Source organism: Citreimonas salinaria (genome assembly GCF_900107235.1).
Taxonomy (GTDB): domain Bacteria; phylum Pseudomonadota; class Alphaproteobacteria; order Rhodobacterales; family Rhodobacteraceae; genus Citreimonas; species Citreimonas salinaria.
The window spans coordinates 106,051-120,542 of record NZ_FNPF01000005.1 but is presented as its reverse complement, the minus strand read 5'-3'; the positions used below and the strand labels follow the sequence as shown (position 1 = coordinate 120,542).

Genomic DNA, 14,492 nt, shown 5'->3' with positions numbered 1-14,492 from the left:
GTGATCCGACCGGGCGTCAGTCGCAGGCCGGAGCGTCGCAGATCGTGCCTGCCGTGCAGCAGAGTGAGCCGAGCGGATGAATCCGTCTGCGCCACGCGGCCGGGACAGGTCGTGCAGGCCGGTTCCTGTCGCAGGTGCGGCACAGCGCGCGCTGCCGGATGCGGACCACTCCGGCTGCCCAAGAAAAAAGGCCTGCGCGACGGCGCAAGCCTTTGGTTCGTGTCGGTCCGCAAAAGTGCGGCTATCCGGTCAACGGTTCATTTGGTGACGGGGCCGATCATCATGATCATCTGCCGGCCCTCCATCTTCGGCATGTTCTCGATCTTGCCGTGTTCCTTCACGTCCTCGGCCACGCGTTCGAGCAGGTCGCGACCCAGGTCCTGGTGCGCCATCTCGCGGCCGCGGAAGCGCAGCGTGATCTTCACCTTGTCGCCGGCCTCGAGGAACCGCAGCACGTTGCGCATCTTGACGTCGTAGTCGTGCGTGTCCGTGCCGGGGCGGAACTTGACCTCTTTGACCTCGATGGTCTTCTGCTTCTTGCGGGCTTCGGATTCGCGCTTCTGCTGTTCGTACTTGAACTTGCCGAAATCCATGATCTTGCAGACCGGCGGATTGGCGTTGGGCGAGATCTCGACCAGGTCGAGCCCGGCCTGTTCAGCCAGTTCCATGCCGCGAGCGGGCGTCACGACGCCGACGTTCTCGCCTTCGGCGCCGATGAGACGGATTTCCGGGGCCCGGATGCGGTCGTTGACGCGGGGGCCGGTGTCGCGCGTGGGGGGCGCGTTGTGGGGTCTGCGGGCTATGGGTTTGCTCCGTTGTGGTGTCTGTCCTTGCAGAAGCGCAACGTAAACTTGGGCCGGTCGCGATTCAAGCGCCAAATCGGGCGCGCGGCCTGCCGAAGCGGCCGCGCGCGCGGGGATCAGTCTAGGAACGCCTTCTCGACCACGTAGTGCTTCGGGTCGGAATTCGCACCTTCCTCGAGCCCGTATTCCTCGAGCATGGCCTTCAGCTCCAGGTTGAAGGCGAGGTTGCCGCAGATCATCGCGCGGTCGGTCTCGGAGCGCGGGGCCTCGACGCCCAGATCGGCGAAGGCCTCGCCCGAGCGCATCAGGTCGGTGATCCGGCCCATCTTCGCGCTCTCTTCGCGCGTGGTGGTCGGGTAGTAGCGCAGCTTCTCGTGGAAGCCCTCGCCCATCAGCTCGGCCAGCATCTCGTCGCTGCGGATGTGGTCGATCAGGTCGCGCCCGTAGGCCAGTTCGCCCACCTCGCGGCAGGTGTGGGTCAGGATGACCTCGTCGTAATCCTCAAAGGTCTGCGGGTCGCGCAGCAGGCTGGCGAAGGGGGCGATGCCGGTGCCGGTGGCGAAGAGCCACAGCCTCTTGCCCGGAAGCAGCGCGTCGTGCACCAGCGTCCCCACGGGCTTCGGCCGCAGGATGATCTCGTCCCCGACCGCGATGTGCTGCAGGCGCGAGGTCAGCGGGCCGTCGGGTACCTTGATCGAGTAGAATTCCAGCTCGTCGTCCCACGAGGGCGAGGCGATCGAATAGGCGCGCAGAAGCGGCTTTTCGCGGCCGGTCTTCGGGTCTTCCTGCATCAGGCCGATCATCACGAACTCGCCCGACCGGAAGCGCAGCGTAGCGGGCCGCGTCACGCGGAAGGAAAACAGCCGGTCGGTCCAGTGCGTCACCGCGGTAACGGTCTGGGCGTCGGGCATGGCGCGGGTCTTCGGCGCGGTCTGCTGGGCTTCGGCGTTCGTCACGGGCGTCATCTCTGTCATGGTTCTGCGCCGTGGTCATGCCACGGCGTCCCTGTTCTAGCGTTGATCTGTGTCAGGCGAAACCGGGGCACGGGCGAAAGCGCGCGCCGGTCTGCACTGCCTCGATTCGGGCGTCTAGGCGGGCCGTCTCCGGGCCCCCAGCCGCGCCTGGTAGTCGTGCGCGCGCCAGTCGGCGCGGAACTGCCACTGGTCCTCGGGCTGCCGGGCGGCCAGCGCCTCGTCGATCTCGACCTCGTCGAAGCCCGCGCGGCGCGCCATCGCGTACTGGTCGGCGATCACGTGCCCCGCGGCGCGCAGCCGGCCGGTGAAACCGCGCAGCCGCAGCAGGCGGGCCAGCGTGAAGCCGCGCCCGTCGGCCGAGGACGGGAACGCGATGCGCACCAGCGACTCGTTCGGAATCGCGGTCAGGGTGGCGGGGTCTGTATCCGATGGCAAGTCGCGGATCTCGCCCTCCCACTGGTCGGGGGCAAAGCCCGTGTCGGTCACGATGACGGTCATTGGGGGCTCCTTGAGTGTCGGGTCAGGATGCGCCGCGCGTGGCGCGGCCGTCGACGAAGTGGATGCCGCATTCGTCCTTGCCCTGGCCACGCCAGCGGCCGGCGCGGGGGTCCTCGCCCTCGGCCACGCGGTCGGTGCAGGGACGGCAGCCGATCGAGGGATACCCCTGCGTCACCAGCGGATGCCGGGGCAGGCGGTTTTCCTCCATGTAGGTGCGCACGTCGCCGGGCGCCCAGTGCACCAGCGGGTTGACCTTGATGCGGCCGGTCGCCTCTTCGTACTCGAAGAACTCGAGCATCGCGCGCCCGCGGCTTTGATAGCGCTTGCGGCCGGTGATCCAGCCGTCGAAGCCCGACAGCGCGTCCTCGAGCGGCGCGGTCTTGCGCAGCGCGCAGCAGGCGTCGGGGTCGCTGAGGTGCAGCGCGCCGTAGGGGTCGCGCTTCGCGACAATGTCTGCGTCGGCGCGCAGCACCCGCACGTCGCGCAGGCCCAGCTTTTCGGCCACGTCCTGCTGGTAGACCAGCGTTTCGGGAAACAGCATCGCCGTGTCGAGGAACAGCACCGGCGTGGTGCGGTCCACCATCGCCACCAGGTGCAGCAGGGCGACGGATTCGGCGCCGAAGCTGGACACCATGGCGATGTCGCCGGCGACACGGTCCTTCAGCACCGCGCGCAGCACCGCCGTTGCGCCGTGGTGGCGGAAGCGCGCGTTGAGCGCATCCACGTGCGCGCGCTTTTCCGCCGCCTGCTCCGGGTCGCCGGTGGTGGAGCCTCCGGCGGGAGCATTTTCGCCAGAATGAAGGTCAGGCCGCATCGGCCCGGGCCTTTCCGGTCTCGTCGTAGAGGGCGTGCTTGAAGGGCTCCATTCCGAGGCGCCGGAACGTGTCGATGAAGCGTTCGTCGTCGCTTTCGCGATTGTCGAGGTAGGCATCAACGATCCTCTCGATGGCGGGCACGATCTCGTCCGCGGAAAAGCCGGGGCCGGTGCGCTGGCCCAGTGCCGCGGTTTCCGTGTGATCGCCGCCCAGCGTGATCTGGTAGTTCTCGACACCCGCGCGGTCGAGGCCGAGGATGCCGATATGGCCGACGTGGTGGTGTCCGCAGGCGTTGATGCAGCCCGAGATCTTGATCTTCAGGTCGCCGATCTCGTGCTCGGTCTTGAGGTCCTCGAACCGCGTGGCGATCTGCTGCGCGATCGGGATCGAGCGCGCGGTGGCAAGCGCACAGTAATCCATGCCGGGGCAGGCGATGATGTCGCTGATCTTGCCGATATTGGCCGTGGCCAGCCCGTGCGCCTTCAGTGCCGCGTGCACCGCCGGCAGGTCCGCGCGGTGGACATGCGGCAGCACGACGTTCTGTTCGTGGCTGATGCGCAGCTGGTCGTGGCCGTAGCGTTCGGCCAAATCCGCCATGACGCGCATCTGCTCGGCCGAGGCGTCGCCCGGCGTGGCGCCGTGCGCCTTGAGGCTGATCTGCGCGATGGCGTAGCCGGGCGCGCGGTGTTCGGACACGTTGCTGTCGACCCAGGCGCGGAACACCGGGTCCGTGTGGTAGGCCGCGTCGAACGTGTCTGCGGGACGGTCCTCGAAGATGGGCGGCGCGAAGGCGGCCTCGATCTGCGCCAGAATCTCCTGGTCCTCGCCGGTGAACGCGGGACGCAGCTCGTTGAATCGCGCCTCGACCAGCTCGCGGATCGCGTCGATGCCGTGTTCGTGCACGGTGATCTTGATGCGTGCCTTGAACTTGTTGTCGCGGCGGCCCAGCAGGTTCCAGACCGAGACGATCGCCTCGAGATAGGGCAGCAGGTCCTCGCGCGGGAGGAAGTCGCGGATGACCTTGCCGATCATCGGCGTGCGGCCAAGGCCGCCGCCCACGATGACCTCGAATCCGGGCTGTCCGTCCTGCTCGACCATGCGCAGGCCGATGTCATGGGCCTTCGTCACCGCGCGGTCGTTGGGCGAGCCGGTGATGGCGATCTTGAACTTGCGAGGCAGGAACTGGAATTCCGGGTGGTCGGTCGACCATTGCCGGATCATCTCGGCCACGGGGCGCGGATCGGCGATCTCGTCGGCAGCGGCGCCGGCGAAATGGTCGGCGGTCACGTTGCGGATCGTGTTGCCACTGGTCTGGATGGCGTGCATCTCGACCTCGGCCAGCGCGTCGAGCATGTCAGGCACGTCGGCCAGCGTCGGCCAGTTGTACTGGATGTTCTGCCGCGTGGTGAAGTGGCCATAGCCCTTGTCCCAGCGCTCGGCGATGTAGGCCAGCTGGCGCATCTGCGCGCTGCGCAGCGTGCCGTAGGGGATCGCCACACGCAGCATGTAGGCGTGCAGTTGCAGGTAGAGCCCGTTCATCAGGCGCAGCGGCTTGAACTCGTCCTCGGTCAGCGAGCCGTCGATGCGGCGCGCCACCTGCTGGCGGAACTGCGCGTTGCGTTCGGCGACGAAGGCCGCGTCGAAATCGTCGTAGCGGTACATGAGATCTCCGTCAGGCCCGTTCGGCCTGTTTGCCGTGAAAGTAGTTGGAGGGTCCGGTGCGGCGGAACGCCTCGCGGAAATGCGCTGGTTCGGGGCCGTCGTCATCCAGACGGACGTCGGCCAGATAGGCGCCGACGATCTCGGACGGGCGGCCCTGCGCTTCGAGCAGGCGGACCTGCGCATGCGCCTCGTCGGTCAGGACCTCGGCCTGCGACAGGTCGCGGGTCCAGGTGTCATCCTCGGTCAGGTAGATCACGTCGCCCTCGAGCAGGGCGTTGCCGGTGACCACCTTGGGCGTGAAGGGACGGGCCATCAAAGAGCCTCCTGTTCTGCGAGGAATGCGTCGGGGTTCAGGGCGATCGGCCGGCCGGCGCGGGGGGCGAGGCCCAGCAGCATCAGCGCGGGGCCGGTCAGTTCGGCCGCGGCGACGCGGTCTGGCAGGGTGCCGATGGTCGCCTCGACGATGCGCTGCGCGGGCAGCGAGGCGTTCTCGACCACCGTGACCGGCGTGTCGGGATCGGCGCCGTGCATCAGCAACCGGCCCTGGACGAAGCGGGCGGCGCGCTTGCCCATGTAAAGCGCGGTGACCTCGCCGGTACGGGCGATGGCGCGCCAGTCGTGCTCGGCCAGGCCCTTGACGTCGTGACCGGTCATGAAGCGCACGTCGTCGTTGCGCCCGCGCTTGGTCAGGCTTTGCCCAATCGCGGCGGCGCTGGCCGAGGCGGCGGTGATGCCGGGGATGACGTGCCAGTCGATGCCGGCCGCGTCCACGGCGGCGATCTCCTCGTCCAGCCGCGCGAAGACGACCGGGTCGCCGCCCTTCAGGCGCACGACCTTGGCGCCGGCGTTCGCGTGCTCGACGATCAGCGCGTCGATCTCGGCCTGGCTCATGGACGGGCCGAAGCCGGTCTTGCCGGCATCGACCAGCAGCGCCTCGCGACGCGCCAGTTCGAGGATCGCGGGGCCGACCAGCCGGTCGTGGATCACCACGTCGGCCTTGTCCAGCGCACGGCGCGCCTTGAGCGTCAGCAGTTCCGGATCGCCCGGGCCCGCGCCGACGAAGGCGACCTCCCCGGGCTCGTCCCGGCGTGCCAGGTGGCGGTCCAGCAGCCTGTCCAGCGCCTCGTGCGCGGCATCCTCGCCCTCGGCGATGGCGCGGGGGCCGGCGTCGAAATAGTAGTCGGACCAGAAGTCGCGGCGCGCGCGACCCATCGGCAGCGCCTCGGCCATGCGGCGGAATGCCTTGCCGATGCGCGCCAGCGGGCCCAGCGTGACGGGCAGGCGCGCCTCGAGATCGGCCTTGATCGCGCGGGCCAGCACGGGGGCGGCGCCCTCGGTGCCGATTGCCACGGTGACCGGGTCGCGGTCGACGATGGCGGGGGTGATGAACTGGCTGTCGCCCAGATTGTCGACGATGTTGGTCAGCGCGCCGTCCGCGCGGGCCAGCGCGACGGTGCGCGCGTCCTCGGCCGGGTCCTCGTCGGCGGCGTAGAACAGCACGGCGCACAGCGCGTCGCCAGGGCCCATCGCGCGGCGGACCAGCCGCAGGCGACCGGCCTCGTGCCAGGCTTCGATCTGCGCATCGGCCTCGGGGGCGAACACGGTCAGGTGCGCCTCGGTCTTCAGCAGCAGGCGCAGCTTGGCCAGCGCGGCCTCGCCGCCGCCCGACAGGACGACCCGGCGCCCGGCAAGCGCCACGAAGATCGGAAAGTGCTGCATCTGCGACTCCGGCTGTGGGTTTCTGGCCATAGACATAGGAAATTTTCCCGCCTCGGCGCCAGTGGGTGGCACGATAAAGGACATGCGTTCTACGTTGGGTGTCATGTCAGGACCGGCATTCGCCGATGTGCCAGAAGGGGGAAACGCCGTGAAGATCGACGCCACCGACCGCAAGATACTGTCCGAACTGCAACGCGATGCCGCCCAGTCGCTGGACGAGATCGCCAAGGCGGTGGGGTCGTCCAAGACCCCGGTCTGGAACCGGATCCGCAAGATGCGCGAGGCGGGGATCATCGGCGCGCAGACGGTCGTGCTGGACGCCGAGGCGCTGGGTTTCGAGGCGACGTTCTTCGTGCTGATCCGCACGTCGGAGCACGAGGCCGACTGGCAGCGTCGCTTCCTGCATGCCCTGCAGGCCCGCCCCGAGGTGCAGGAGGCGCACCGTCTGGCGGGCGACATCGACTACATCCTCAAGGTCCGGGTGAAGAACGCGCGCGCCTACGACGCCTTCTACCAGGCGCTGATCTCAGAGGTGAAGGTGCACAACGTCACCGCGCTGCTGTCGATGGAGCAGATCAAGGAGACGACCGCGCTGCCGCTCTGACGATCAGGCCTGCACGATCAACCGTTCCAGACCGTGGAAATGGAAGAGGTCTGCGTATCGCGGTGCTTCGGCAAGACGAAGGCCCGGGCAGCGCGCGAACAGGATCGGCAGCGCCACCTGCATCTCGAGTCGCGCCAGCGGCGCTCCGACGCAGAAGTGCAGTCCGCCGCCGAAGGCCACGTGGTTCGAGACCGCACGCGACGGATCGAAGGCGGCGGGGTCCGCGCGCAGGGCCGGGTCGCGCGCCGCGGCACCCAGAAGCAGGGCGAACTGGTCGCCGCGCGCAAAGCGGTGGCCGAACAGCTCGACCTCCTCGTAGGCGTAGCGCGTGAACATATGCAGCGGCGGGTCGAAGCGCAGGATCTCGTCGGTCACGTCGGCGGCGTCGGCTTCGGTCGGCGTCACGCCATGCTCCAGCAGCGCCTTCACGCCGTTGCCCAGGCTGTGCACGGTCGCCTCGTGCCCGGCGTTCAGCAGCAGCACGCAGGTGGCGATCAGCTCGTCCGTGGACAATCGCGCGCCGTCCTCCTCGGCGGCGATCAAGTCGGTAATCAGGTCGTCGGCGGGGGTGCGGCGGCGCTGCTCGACATAGCCGCGCAGAAAGTCGGCGAAGTCCCGTGCGGCGGCGTTGGCGGCATCCTCGACCGCGCGGTCGCGGCGCGCCTGGTACATCGCCACCATCGCCGCCGACCAGCGCAGCAGCTGCGGCGCCATCGACGCGGGGACACCCAGCAGGCGGCAGATTACGATCACCGGCACCGGTCGGCAATAGGCGTCCAGCAAGTCGAAATCGCCGACGGGGAAGTCGTCGATCAGGCGGTGGCACAACGCGTCGATCTCGGGCGCCAGCGCCTTGATCCGGCGCGAGGTGAAGGCCCGAAGCACCAGCCCGCGCAGGCGCGTGTGCCGCGGCGGTTCGAGTTCGAGCATCGAATGCGTCTCGATCGCGTAGAAGGCGGCGCAATGCGCGGGCGTCGGTGCGGCGTGCTCGGGCGGCACCTCGCGGCCGAAGCGGCGATCGCGCAGCAGCGCGTGGACCGCCGCGTGGGTGGTCGCGCAGGGCAGGGCGTAGTCGTCCCACCAGACGAGATCGCCGGCGGCGCGCATCCGGTCATAGAACGGGTACGGGTTCTGGATGAACCCGTCGTCGGTCGGGCTTTGGGAAAAGCGTGGCAGGGTCATGCGCGCAACGTGCCCGTCTTCTACTTTTGGGGTTTGCGGGGGCCGCAGAGATGGGGGCAGGGCCCCTCGTCGTCGGCCCAGTCAGGAGGCCGCGTTCAGAGCCTGGATGATTGGTCCGAAATCGGCGGCCTTCAGCGACGCGCCACCCACCAGCGCACCGTCCACGTTGGACACCGCGAAGATCTCGGCCGCGTTCGAGCCCTTGACCGAGCCGCCGTAGAGCAGCCGAATCCCGTCGGCCTCGGCGCCGAAACGCGTCTGGAGGCGCGCGCGCAGGGCGTCGTGGACCTCGGCGATCTGGTCGTTCGTGGGCACCTTGCCGGTGCCGATGGCCCAGACGGGTTCATACGCGATGACGGTGTTGGCGGCCGTCGCACCGTCGGGAACCGAGCCGTCGATCTGCGCACCGATAACATCCAGCGTGCTGCCGTCCTCGCGCTGCGCCAGCGTCTCGCCTACGCAGACGATCGCGACCAGGCCGGCGCCCCAGGCAGCTTCGGTCTTGGCGCGGACGTCGGCATCGGATTCGCCGTGGTCGGCGCGTCGCTCGGAATGGCCCAGGATGACGTGGCTCGCGCCCGCATCGACCAGCATCGCGGCCGAGATGTCGCCGGTATGCGCGCCCTTCTCGGCGGCGTGGCAGTCCTGGCCGCCGATCGCGATGCCCTCGACGCGGCCCGCGGCCTGAGCGAGCAGCGTGGCGGGCGGACAGATCAGCACTTCGGCCGCTCCGCTTGGCGAACCCAGGGCCTCGAGCTCGGCCAGCGCCGCACGCGATCCGTTCATCTTCCAGTTGCCGGCTGCCAGCTTGCGTCGCATGAAATCCCCATAACCCGTGATTTGCGCCCATCATCGACGGCAGCGCCCGGAGGTCAAGACGGGTTGCGGCGCCCGAAGGTCCCGCAGTTGGCGTGGTGGGGTCAGCCTTGCGTTTCGCGCTCGGTCTGAAGCTCTTCCACGTCCTTGAACTTGATCGACTCGCCGCAGCCGCAGGCATCGGCCACGTTCGGGTTGCGGAACTTGAACGCGGATTCCAGCAGGCTGGTCTCGTAGTCGATCTCGGTTCCAAACAGGAACATCTGCGCCATCGGCGCGATCAGCACGCGCGCGCCGTCCTGTTCCACGACCTCGTCGGCGGGCTCGGGCTCGTCCACGTAGTCCATGGTGTATTCCATGCCCGCACAGCCGCCCTTCTTGACGCCGATGCGCAGGCCGTGGCGGCCGTCCCGCTCCATCAGCTTGCGGATCTGGGCCACCGCCTGGGGCGTCATTGTGACCGCCTGCTTGCCGGGAATGCCGAACATCGCTGTCTCCTTGCTTTGGGAACAATCTAGGGGTTCGGACCGCTCAAGACAACGGGCGGGGGGCACAAGCGGCGCGGCCGAACGAAAAGGGGCCGGCGCAAAAGGCCGGCCCCAACGATCTGGCGGCGGGTCCGCGGACCCGGTCGCGCAGGCCTTACAGGCCCTTGCAGTTGGCGTAGAAGGTGGTCGTCGCCGGCCAGTCCGAGAACACGCCCGCGACGCCCACGTCCTGCGCCAGAACGTCGAGAACCTCGAAGTAGTCGCCGTCAGTGTCGATCGCGTCGCTCACCGACTGGAAGTACCAGCCTCCGCCCGACGCGAGCGGACCCGAACGCTCCAGCGTCCAGGTGATGATCTCGAGGCCCGCTTCCTGCGCCTGCTCGGCATAGACCGACGGCACCATCTCGCCCGCATCGTTCAGCGTGATCAGCATCCAGAGCGGCGGCGCGATGTAATTGACGCCCATGTCGGCCAATTCCTGCATCGTCGGCTTGAAGGTCGAGGCGTCCATCGGGTCGATCGCGCCCTCGTCTTCGTCGGAAGCCTCGTAGCGATCGTCGAGATAAACGGCCTGCGCACCGAATTCGGGCTCGTTCTCGATCCAGTAGAGCACGTCGTCGAGGTTGAAGCTTTGCGGCCATACGCGCGACGGGTCGATGCCGGCGTCCTTGTACTCGTCGATCATCTTCTGGGCGTAGTCTTCCTGGCTGAACCCGTCGAAGGGCATCTCGACCGAAGGCGACTTAAGCTCGGGGGTGAAGTCGGCGCCCAGGCTGTCGAACAGCGCAATCGATTCGGCGTGGGTCAGCAGCGTCGCATCGTTGGCGTAGAGGTCGGTACGCCAGTCTGCCGTGCCGCCCAGGTATTCCTCGGCCGTGGTGGCCGACGCATCGGACGCGTCCATCTTCGGCTCGAGCGTGCGGAACTCGGCCAGCGTCAGGTCGGACGTGCGGCATTCGGCCGACGCATCCGTGTCGCCGCTGGCGGGCGTGAACGGCGTGGTGCAATTCTCCGCCAGGTCGGTCACCACGATGTTCGTCGTGGTGTGCAGGTCGTTCTGCGCGTGGCGGCAGACCAGTTCCTTGTCGGCCGTGAAGGTCACGTCGCATTCCAGGATGCCCGCGCCCATCGAGGCGGCAGCCATGTTGGATTCCGCGGTATGCTCGGGGAACATCAGCGGCGCGCCGCGGTGACCGATGGAGAAGGCCGACCGCTCCGGCGTATTGCCGAGGCAGGCGGCCAGTTCGTCCTTCAGCGGGCCGTCCTCCATCTTCGAGACCAGGTACGCGGGACGGACGCCATAGGTGAGGCCGGCCTTTGCCATGGCGTCGGACGCCATGTGGCTTTCGGCAAAGGCAGGAGCGGCGGCCAGCGCGCAGATGGCCGTCATGCAGAATTTGTTCATAGTGGACCTCCAGTTGAGTGGCATCGTGATGCAGCCGCCCTGTGACCGGGCGTTGAAGGAATGGTAACGCAAAGTTGACGCGCACGCGAAGGTTTAGTGACGAGGCGGCCGACTCGGCCGGTGCATCGGCGGAGCACCGCCGGACGCCGGTTGCCGAAACGCAAACGGCCGACCCCTAAGGGCCGGCCGGTATCGCTGCCGATCAACGTGTGGGCGCGTTCTACATGAAACCCAGTTCCAGGCGCGCCTCGTCGGTCATCATGTCCATGCCCCAAGGCGGGTCCCAGGTGATTTCGACGTCGACTTGCTTGACCCCGGGCAGTGGCTCGATCGCCTCGGCCAGCCAACCGGGCATCTCGCCGGCGACGGGGCAGCCGGGCGCGGTCAGCGTCATGGTGACGTTGACGGCGTTCTCGTCGCTGATCTCGATCGTGTAGACCAGGCCGAGGTCGTAGATGTTCACCGGGATCTCGGGGTCGTAAACCGTGCGGCAGGCCTCGACCACCTGATCGTAGAGCGGATGGTCGGTGCTCGAGGGGGCGATCAGCGGCGCGCCTTCGATCTTCGGGCTCTGGTCTGTCACTGGACGATCCTCGTTGATGCAAGCCTTAGCGTTTATATAGGAAATGCCGGCGTCCGGGTAAAGAGCGCGCGGCCTGCGACACCTAGTCCTCGCTTCCCTCGCGCATGCCCTGACGCGACCGCACCGGGGCAGGGCGCACGCGGGCCTCGATATGGTCCATGACAAGCCCCGCGATGTTCTTCTTGGTCGCGGTCTCGATGCCTTCCAGCCCGGGAGAGGAATTCACCTCCAGCACCTTAGGCCCGGTCTCCGACCGCAGCAGGTCGACCCCGGCGATGCCAAGCTTGAACGCCTTGGCGGCGCGCAGGGCGGTCTCGCGTTCCTCGCGGGTGATGCGCACCACCTTCGCGGACCCGCCACGGTGCAGGTTGGAGCGGAAATCGCCCTCGGCCCCGGTGCGCTTCATCGAGGCGACGACCTTGCCGCCCACGACGAGGCAGCGGATGTCCTCTCCGGCGGCTTCCTTGACGAAGTCCTGCACCAGGAAGTTCGCCTTGAGGCCCCGGAACGCGTCGATCACGGATTGCGCGGCCTTCTTGGTCTCGGCCAACACCACGCCCTTGCCCTGGGTCGATTCCAGCAGCTTGACGATCAGCGGCGCCGTGCCGACCAGCCGCATCAGGCTGTCGGTGTCCTTGGGGCTGGCCGCGAAGGCGGTGTTCGGCATGCCGATCCGGTGCCGCGCCATCAGCTGGTGCGCGTAAAGCTTGTCGCGCGAGGCAGTGATGCCGTCCGATCCGTTCAGGCAGAAGGTGCCGATCGTCTCGAACTGGCGGATCACGGCGGTGCCGTAGCTGGTGATCGACGCGCCGATGCGCGGAATCACCGCGTCGTAGCGGGGCAGGCGCTTGCCGTCGTAGTGCACCTCGGGGCTCAGCGCGTTGATCGCCATGTAGCAGCGCGTGGTGTCGATCACCTCGACGCTGTGGCCGCGCGCCTCGCCTTCCTCGACTAGCCTGCGCGTGGAATAATTGTCCTCGCGGCTCAGCACTGCGATCCGCAGCGACCGGTTCGGCGCCGTCTTGCGCAAGCCCGCGCTGGTATAGACGTCGTAGCTGAGCTTCGGCTGCTGGAACCGGTCGGTGGCGACGATGGTGATGTGGTCCTTCAGCGCCTCGCGCCCCAGCAGCATGCGCGACGCCATCCGGTCGCGGTTGGTCAGCGTCATCTCGATCCGCCAGCTTTCGTCGCCCACACGCAGCGACGAGGCGATGACGTAGCGCGATTCCGTCTCGCCGTTGGACGAGGTGACGTTGCGGCGGTCGATCACGCGGGCCGAGCACGGAATCACCAGATCCTCGCGCCCCGGCACGGGGTGCACGGTGAAGCGCACCTTGGGGGCGTTGGCGGGGCCGAAGGTCTCGATGTCGAAGGCGTGCAGCGCCGAGGTGCGCGCGCCGGTGTCGACCTTCGCCTTGAGCGCCGGCAGCCCGAGGTCAGGCAGCGCGACCCATTCCTCCCAGCCGAACCGCAGCAGGGGCGGGGCGTTGTCGCTGATCTCGTTCATGCGGTCTCTCCAGAATAGGGTCCCAGCGGTATCAAGCACGCGCCGGGGTCACAAGTCGGGGACGCGACGGAGGGTTGCAAGGTCAGCCGGCCAGGTCCGGTATCCGCGCATCCGATCGCGCCGGTTTCGCCGCCTTGGCCGCGCATTCCGCAAGGTCGCAAAATTCCTGCACCGGGGCGCCTGAAAAGCGCTTGACGGGGCAGGGTGCGGATCATAGAAGCCCCACACGCCGGGTGACGCGCCCGGGTTTGGGCGGTTGTAGCTCAGTTGGTTAGAGTACCGGCCTGTCACGCCGGGGGTCGCGGGTTCGAGCCCCGTCAACCGCGCCATCACCCACCGCGTCACGCCGTCGCCGAAATGCGCGGTTGTAGCTCAGTTGGTTAGAGTACCGGCCTGTCACGCCGGGGGTCGCGGGTTCGAGCCCCGTCAACCGCGCCATTTTCGTCCCCGATCCCGATCATCGTTCGGACGACGCCCTGCCGGGGGGTTGCCGTCATGGATGACGTTGTGCAATGCGGCCGCCGGGCACGCGCCCGATTGCCGTCCGGCAGGCATTAACCTCGACCAAGGCATTTTCTTGCGTGACCTGCGGAACCCCAGCGTGTTGACGGTGTTCTTAACGAAAGAAGCGCCCGCGAGGGGCGCTTCGATCGGTATGGAAGTGTCGCCGGATGATCGTGTCACGAACCCCAGCTGCGCACGGGACCGCAATCCATGTGCACGAAGTTCGAGCCGCTGTACCGGCCGACGCCGCCGGCCCGGCAGGCCGCCGCCGCGCGCGCCATCTGCGAGACGCTGCGCGAATGCAGACGCAGGTCTGCCGCTTCGCCGCGAAGGTGGCGCGAGTTCTTGGCCACGCCGCCCGACTGGCTGCGCAGCATGTTGTTGGTCTTCGGGCTGCGGTAGCCCGAGATCAGGGCATAGGGCTCGGATACATCCAGAAGGTTGTGCGAGGCCGCCATGATGTCGATCGTCCGCGCGTCGATGGCCTTGACGTCGTTGGTTCGCCAATCGCGCATGAAGCGAGAGATCTCGGTCAGGGCGTCGGAGATGTAATCCCCTTCCACCCAGTACACCATGTCGAGCCGTTCGCCGTTGCGCGGGTTCACCATACGCAGCCGGCGGATGTCGCCTGCGCCTTTCAGAAAGCCTGCCGCGTGTGAAAACGTCGGGGCCGCGGTCAGCGTGGTCGCCGCGAACGCGCCAAGAAGCGCGCGCCGGGTGAGCCCGGTCGAAGAGTTTGCTGTCATGAAGCGCCTGTCCCGTGGTCGCTGGATTTACCTGTGAGTTCTACCTGTCACTGGAACCTCTGCGGGTCCGTCTGTCCCTGTCCTCTGGGACAAGGCGTGTATCGCACGAATCAGGTTAACGGAAAAGGTTGCCTTGGACGGAACTTCCCCGCGCAAGCGGATTTCTGCGCAATCGGCGCGAAGGCC

15 protein-coding genes and 2 tRNA genes are annotated in these 14,492 nt (G+C 67.8%); 3 read left to right on the top strand and 14 right to left on the bottom strand.

Annotation, left to right across the window (positions count from 1 at the left end):
- Positions 1-257: 257 nt before the first annotated feature.
- The 7 genes from infC to cysG all read right to left on the bottom strand — a co-directional run bounded on the left by infC (position 258) and on the right by cysG (position 6,471).
- Complete coding sequence (gene infC / locus BLW27_RS08420) at positions 258-878, bottom strand: translation initiation factor IF-3 (RefSeq protein WP_425429282.1); 621 nt, start codon at positions 876-878, stop codon at positions 258-260.
- Between the two features lie 41 nt (positions 879-919).
- Positions 920-1,777, bottom strand: a complete 858-nt coding sequence (locus BLW27_RS08415) for a ferredoxin--NADP reductase (protein ID WP_089882145.1) — start codon at positions 1,775-1,777, stop codon at positions 920-922.
- Between the two features lie 114 nt (positions 1,778-1,891).
- Positions 1,892-2,275: a DUF934 domain-containing protein gene (locus tag BLW27_RS08410; protein WP_089882143.1), complete on the bottom strand. Its 384-nt coding sequence runs from the start codon at positions 2,273-2,275 to the stop codon at positions 1,892-1,894.
- 22 nt (positions 2,276-2,297) lie between these two features.
- Positions 2,298-3,089: a phosphoadenylyl-sulfate reductase gene (locus BLW27_RS08405; RefSeq protein ID WP_089882141.1), complete on the bottom strand. Its 792-nt coding sequence runs from the start codon at positions 3,087-3,089 to the stop codon at positions 2,298-2,300.
- Positions 3,079-4,752: a nitrite/sulfite reductase gene (locus BLW27_RS08400; RefSeq protein WP_089882138.1), complete on the bottom strand. Its 1,674-nt coding sequence runs from the start codon at positions 4,750-4,752 to the stop codon at positions 3,079-3,081. The genes BLW27_RS08405 and BLW27_RS08400 overlap by 11 nt, the downstream gene beginning before the upstream one ends.
- 10 nt (positions 4,753-4,762) lie before the next feature.
- Positions 4,763-5,065, bottom strand: coding sequence for a DUF2849 domain-containing protein (locus tag BLW27_RS08395; RefSeq protein ID WP_089882136.1), 303 nt, complete (start codon positions 5,063-5,065; stop codon positions 4,763-4,765).
- Entirely contained in the window at positions 5,065-6,471 is a 1,407-nt protein-coding gene (gene cysG, locus BLW27_RS08390) for a siroheme synthase CysG (protein WP_089882134.1), read from the bottom strand. Before cysG ends, BLW27_RS08395 begins: the two co-directional genes overlap by 1 nt.
- A 103-nt stretch (positions 6,472-6,574) precedes the next feature.
- Between cysG and BLW27_RS08385 the strand changes: the two genes are divergently transcribed.
- Positions 6,575-7,075 carry an Lrp/AsnC family transcriptional regulator gene (locus BLW27_RS08385; protein ID WP_089882132.1) on the top strand — a complete coding sequence of 167 codons (501 nt, stop codon included), beginning with the start codon at positions 6,575-6,577 and terminating at the stop codon, positions 7,073-7,075.
- A gap of 3 nt (positions 7,076-7,078) precedes the next feature.
- Here BLW27_RS08385 and BLW27_RS08380 read toward each other — a convergent pair whose 3' ends face one another.
- The 6 genes from BLW27_RS08380 to rimK form a co-directional block, all read right to left on the bottom strand.
- The gene (locus BLW27_RS08380) at positions 7,079-8,251 is read right to left on the bottom strand and encodes a cytochrome P450 (protein WP_089882498.1); all 1,173 of its coding nucleotides are present in this window, start codon (positions 8,249-8,251) and stop codon (positions 7,079-7,081) included.
- A gap of 87 nt (positions 8,252-8,338) precedes the next feature.
- Complete coding sequence (gene tpiA, locus BLW27_RS08375) at positions 8,339-9,076, bottom strand: triose-phosphate isomerase (protein WP_089882130.1); 738 nt, start codon at positions 9,074-9,076, stop codon at positions 8,339-8,341.
- Positions 9,077-9,177: 101 nt separating this feature from the next.
- The gene (locus BLW27_RS08370) at positions 9,178-9,561 is read right to left on the bottom strand and encodes a HesB/IscA family protein (protein ID WP_089882128.1); all 384 of its coding nucleotides are present in this window, start codon (positions 9,559-9,561) and stop codon (positions 9,178-9,180) included.
- Between the two features lie 154 nt (positions 9,562-9,715).
- Complete coding sequence (locus tag BLW27_RS08365; RefSeq protein ID WP_425429281.1) at positions 9,716-10,966, bottom strand: glycerophosphodiester phosphodiesterase family protein; 1,251 nt, start codon at positions 10,964-10,966, stop codon at positions 9,716-9,718.
- A gap of 220 nt (positions 10,967-11,186) precedes the next feature.
- Positions 11,187-11,549: an SUF system Fe-S cluster assembly protein gene (locus BLW27_RS08360; protein ID WP_089882126.1), complete on the bottom strand. Its 363-nt coding sequence runs from the start codon at positions 11,547-11,549 to the stop codon at positions 11,187-11,189.
- Between the two features lie 82 nt (positions 11,550-11,631).
- On the bottom strand, positions 11,632-13,056 hold the full coding sequence (gene rimK / locus BLW27_RS08355) for a 30S ribosomal protein S6--L-glutamate ligase (protein WP_089882125.1): 1,425 nt from the start codon (positions 13,054-13,056) through the stop codon (positions 11,632-11,634).
- A 252-nt stretch (positions 13,057-13,308) separates the two neighbouring features.
- On the opposite strand from rimK, the gene BLW27_RS08350 reads away from it, so the two are divergent.
- Together BLW27_RS08350 and BLW27_RS08345 are read left to right on the top strand one after the other, a co-directional pair.
- Positions 13,309-13,385, top strand: a tRNA-Asp gene (locus BLW27_RS08350).
- A 32-nt stretch (positions 13,386-13,417) separates the two neighbouring features.
- Positions 13,418-13,494, top strand: a tRNA-Asp gene (locus BLW27_RS08345).
- Between the two features lie 242 nt (positions 13,495-13,736).
- On the opposite strand, the gene mepK is transcribed toward BLW27_RS08345, so the two are convergent.
- On the bottom strand, positions 13,737-14,306 hold the full coding sequence (gene mepK / locus BLW27_RS08340) for a peptidoglycan L,D-endopeptidase MepK (protein ID WP_089882123.1): 570 nt from the start codon (positions 14,304-14,306) through the stop codon (positions 13,737-13,739).
- Positions 14,307-14,492: the final 186 nt, after the last annotated feature.

Bases quoted from the DNA above. Each gene is read 5' to 3' on its own strand.
- BLW27_RS08405 (WP_089882141.1), bottom strand. From the start codon at position 3,089: ATGCGGCCTGACCTTCATTCTGGCGAAAATGCTCCCGCCGGAGGCTCC.
- mepK (WP_089882123.1), bottom strand. From the start codon at position 14,306: ATGACAGCAAACTCTTCGACCGGGCTCACCCGGCGCGCGCTTCTTGGC.
- BLW27_RS08365 (WP_425429281.1), bottom strand. From the start codon at position 10,966: ATGAACAAATTCTGCATGACGGCCATCTGCGCGCTGGCCGCCGCTCCT.
- cysG (WP_089882134.1), bottom strand. From the start codon at position 6,471: ATGCAGCACTTTCCGATCTTCGTGGCGCTTGCCGGGCGCCGGGTCGTC.
- BLW27_RS08410 (WP_089882143.1), bottom strand. From the start codon at position 2,275: ATGACCGTCATCGTGACCGACACGGGCTTTGCCCCCGACCAGTGGGAG.
- tpiA (WP_089882130.1), bottom strand. From the start codon at position 9,076: ATGCGACGCAAGCTGGCAGCCGGCAACTGGAAGATGAACGGATCGCGT.
- BLW27_RS08395 (WP_089882136.1), bottom strand. From the start codon at position 5,065: ATGGCCCGTCCCTTCACGCCCAAGGTGGTCACCGGCAACGCCCTGCTC.
- rimK (WP_089882125.1), bottom strand. From the start codon at position 13,056: ATGAACGAGATCAGCGACAACGCCCCGCCCCTGCTGCGGTTCGGCTGG.
- BLW27_RS08370 (WP_089882128.1), bottom strand. From the start codon at position 9,561: ATGTTCGGCATTCCCGGCAAGCAGGCGGTCACAATGACGCCCCAGGCG.
- BLW27_RS08415 (WP_089882145.1), bottom strand. From the start codon at position 1,777: ATGACAGAGATGACGCCCGTGACGAACGCCGAAGCCCAGCAGACCGCG.
- BLW27_RS08400 (WP_089882138.1), bottom strand. From the start codon at position 4,752: ATGTACCGCTACGACGATTTCGACGCGGCCTTCGTCGCCGAACGCAAC.
- BLW27_RS08385 (WP_089882132.1), top strand. From the start codon at position 6,575: ATGTCAGGACCGGCATTCGCCGATGTGCCAGAAGGGGGAAACGCCGTG.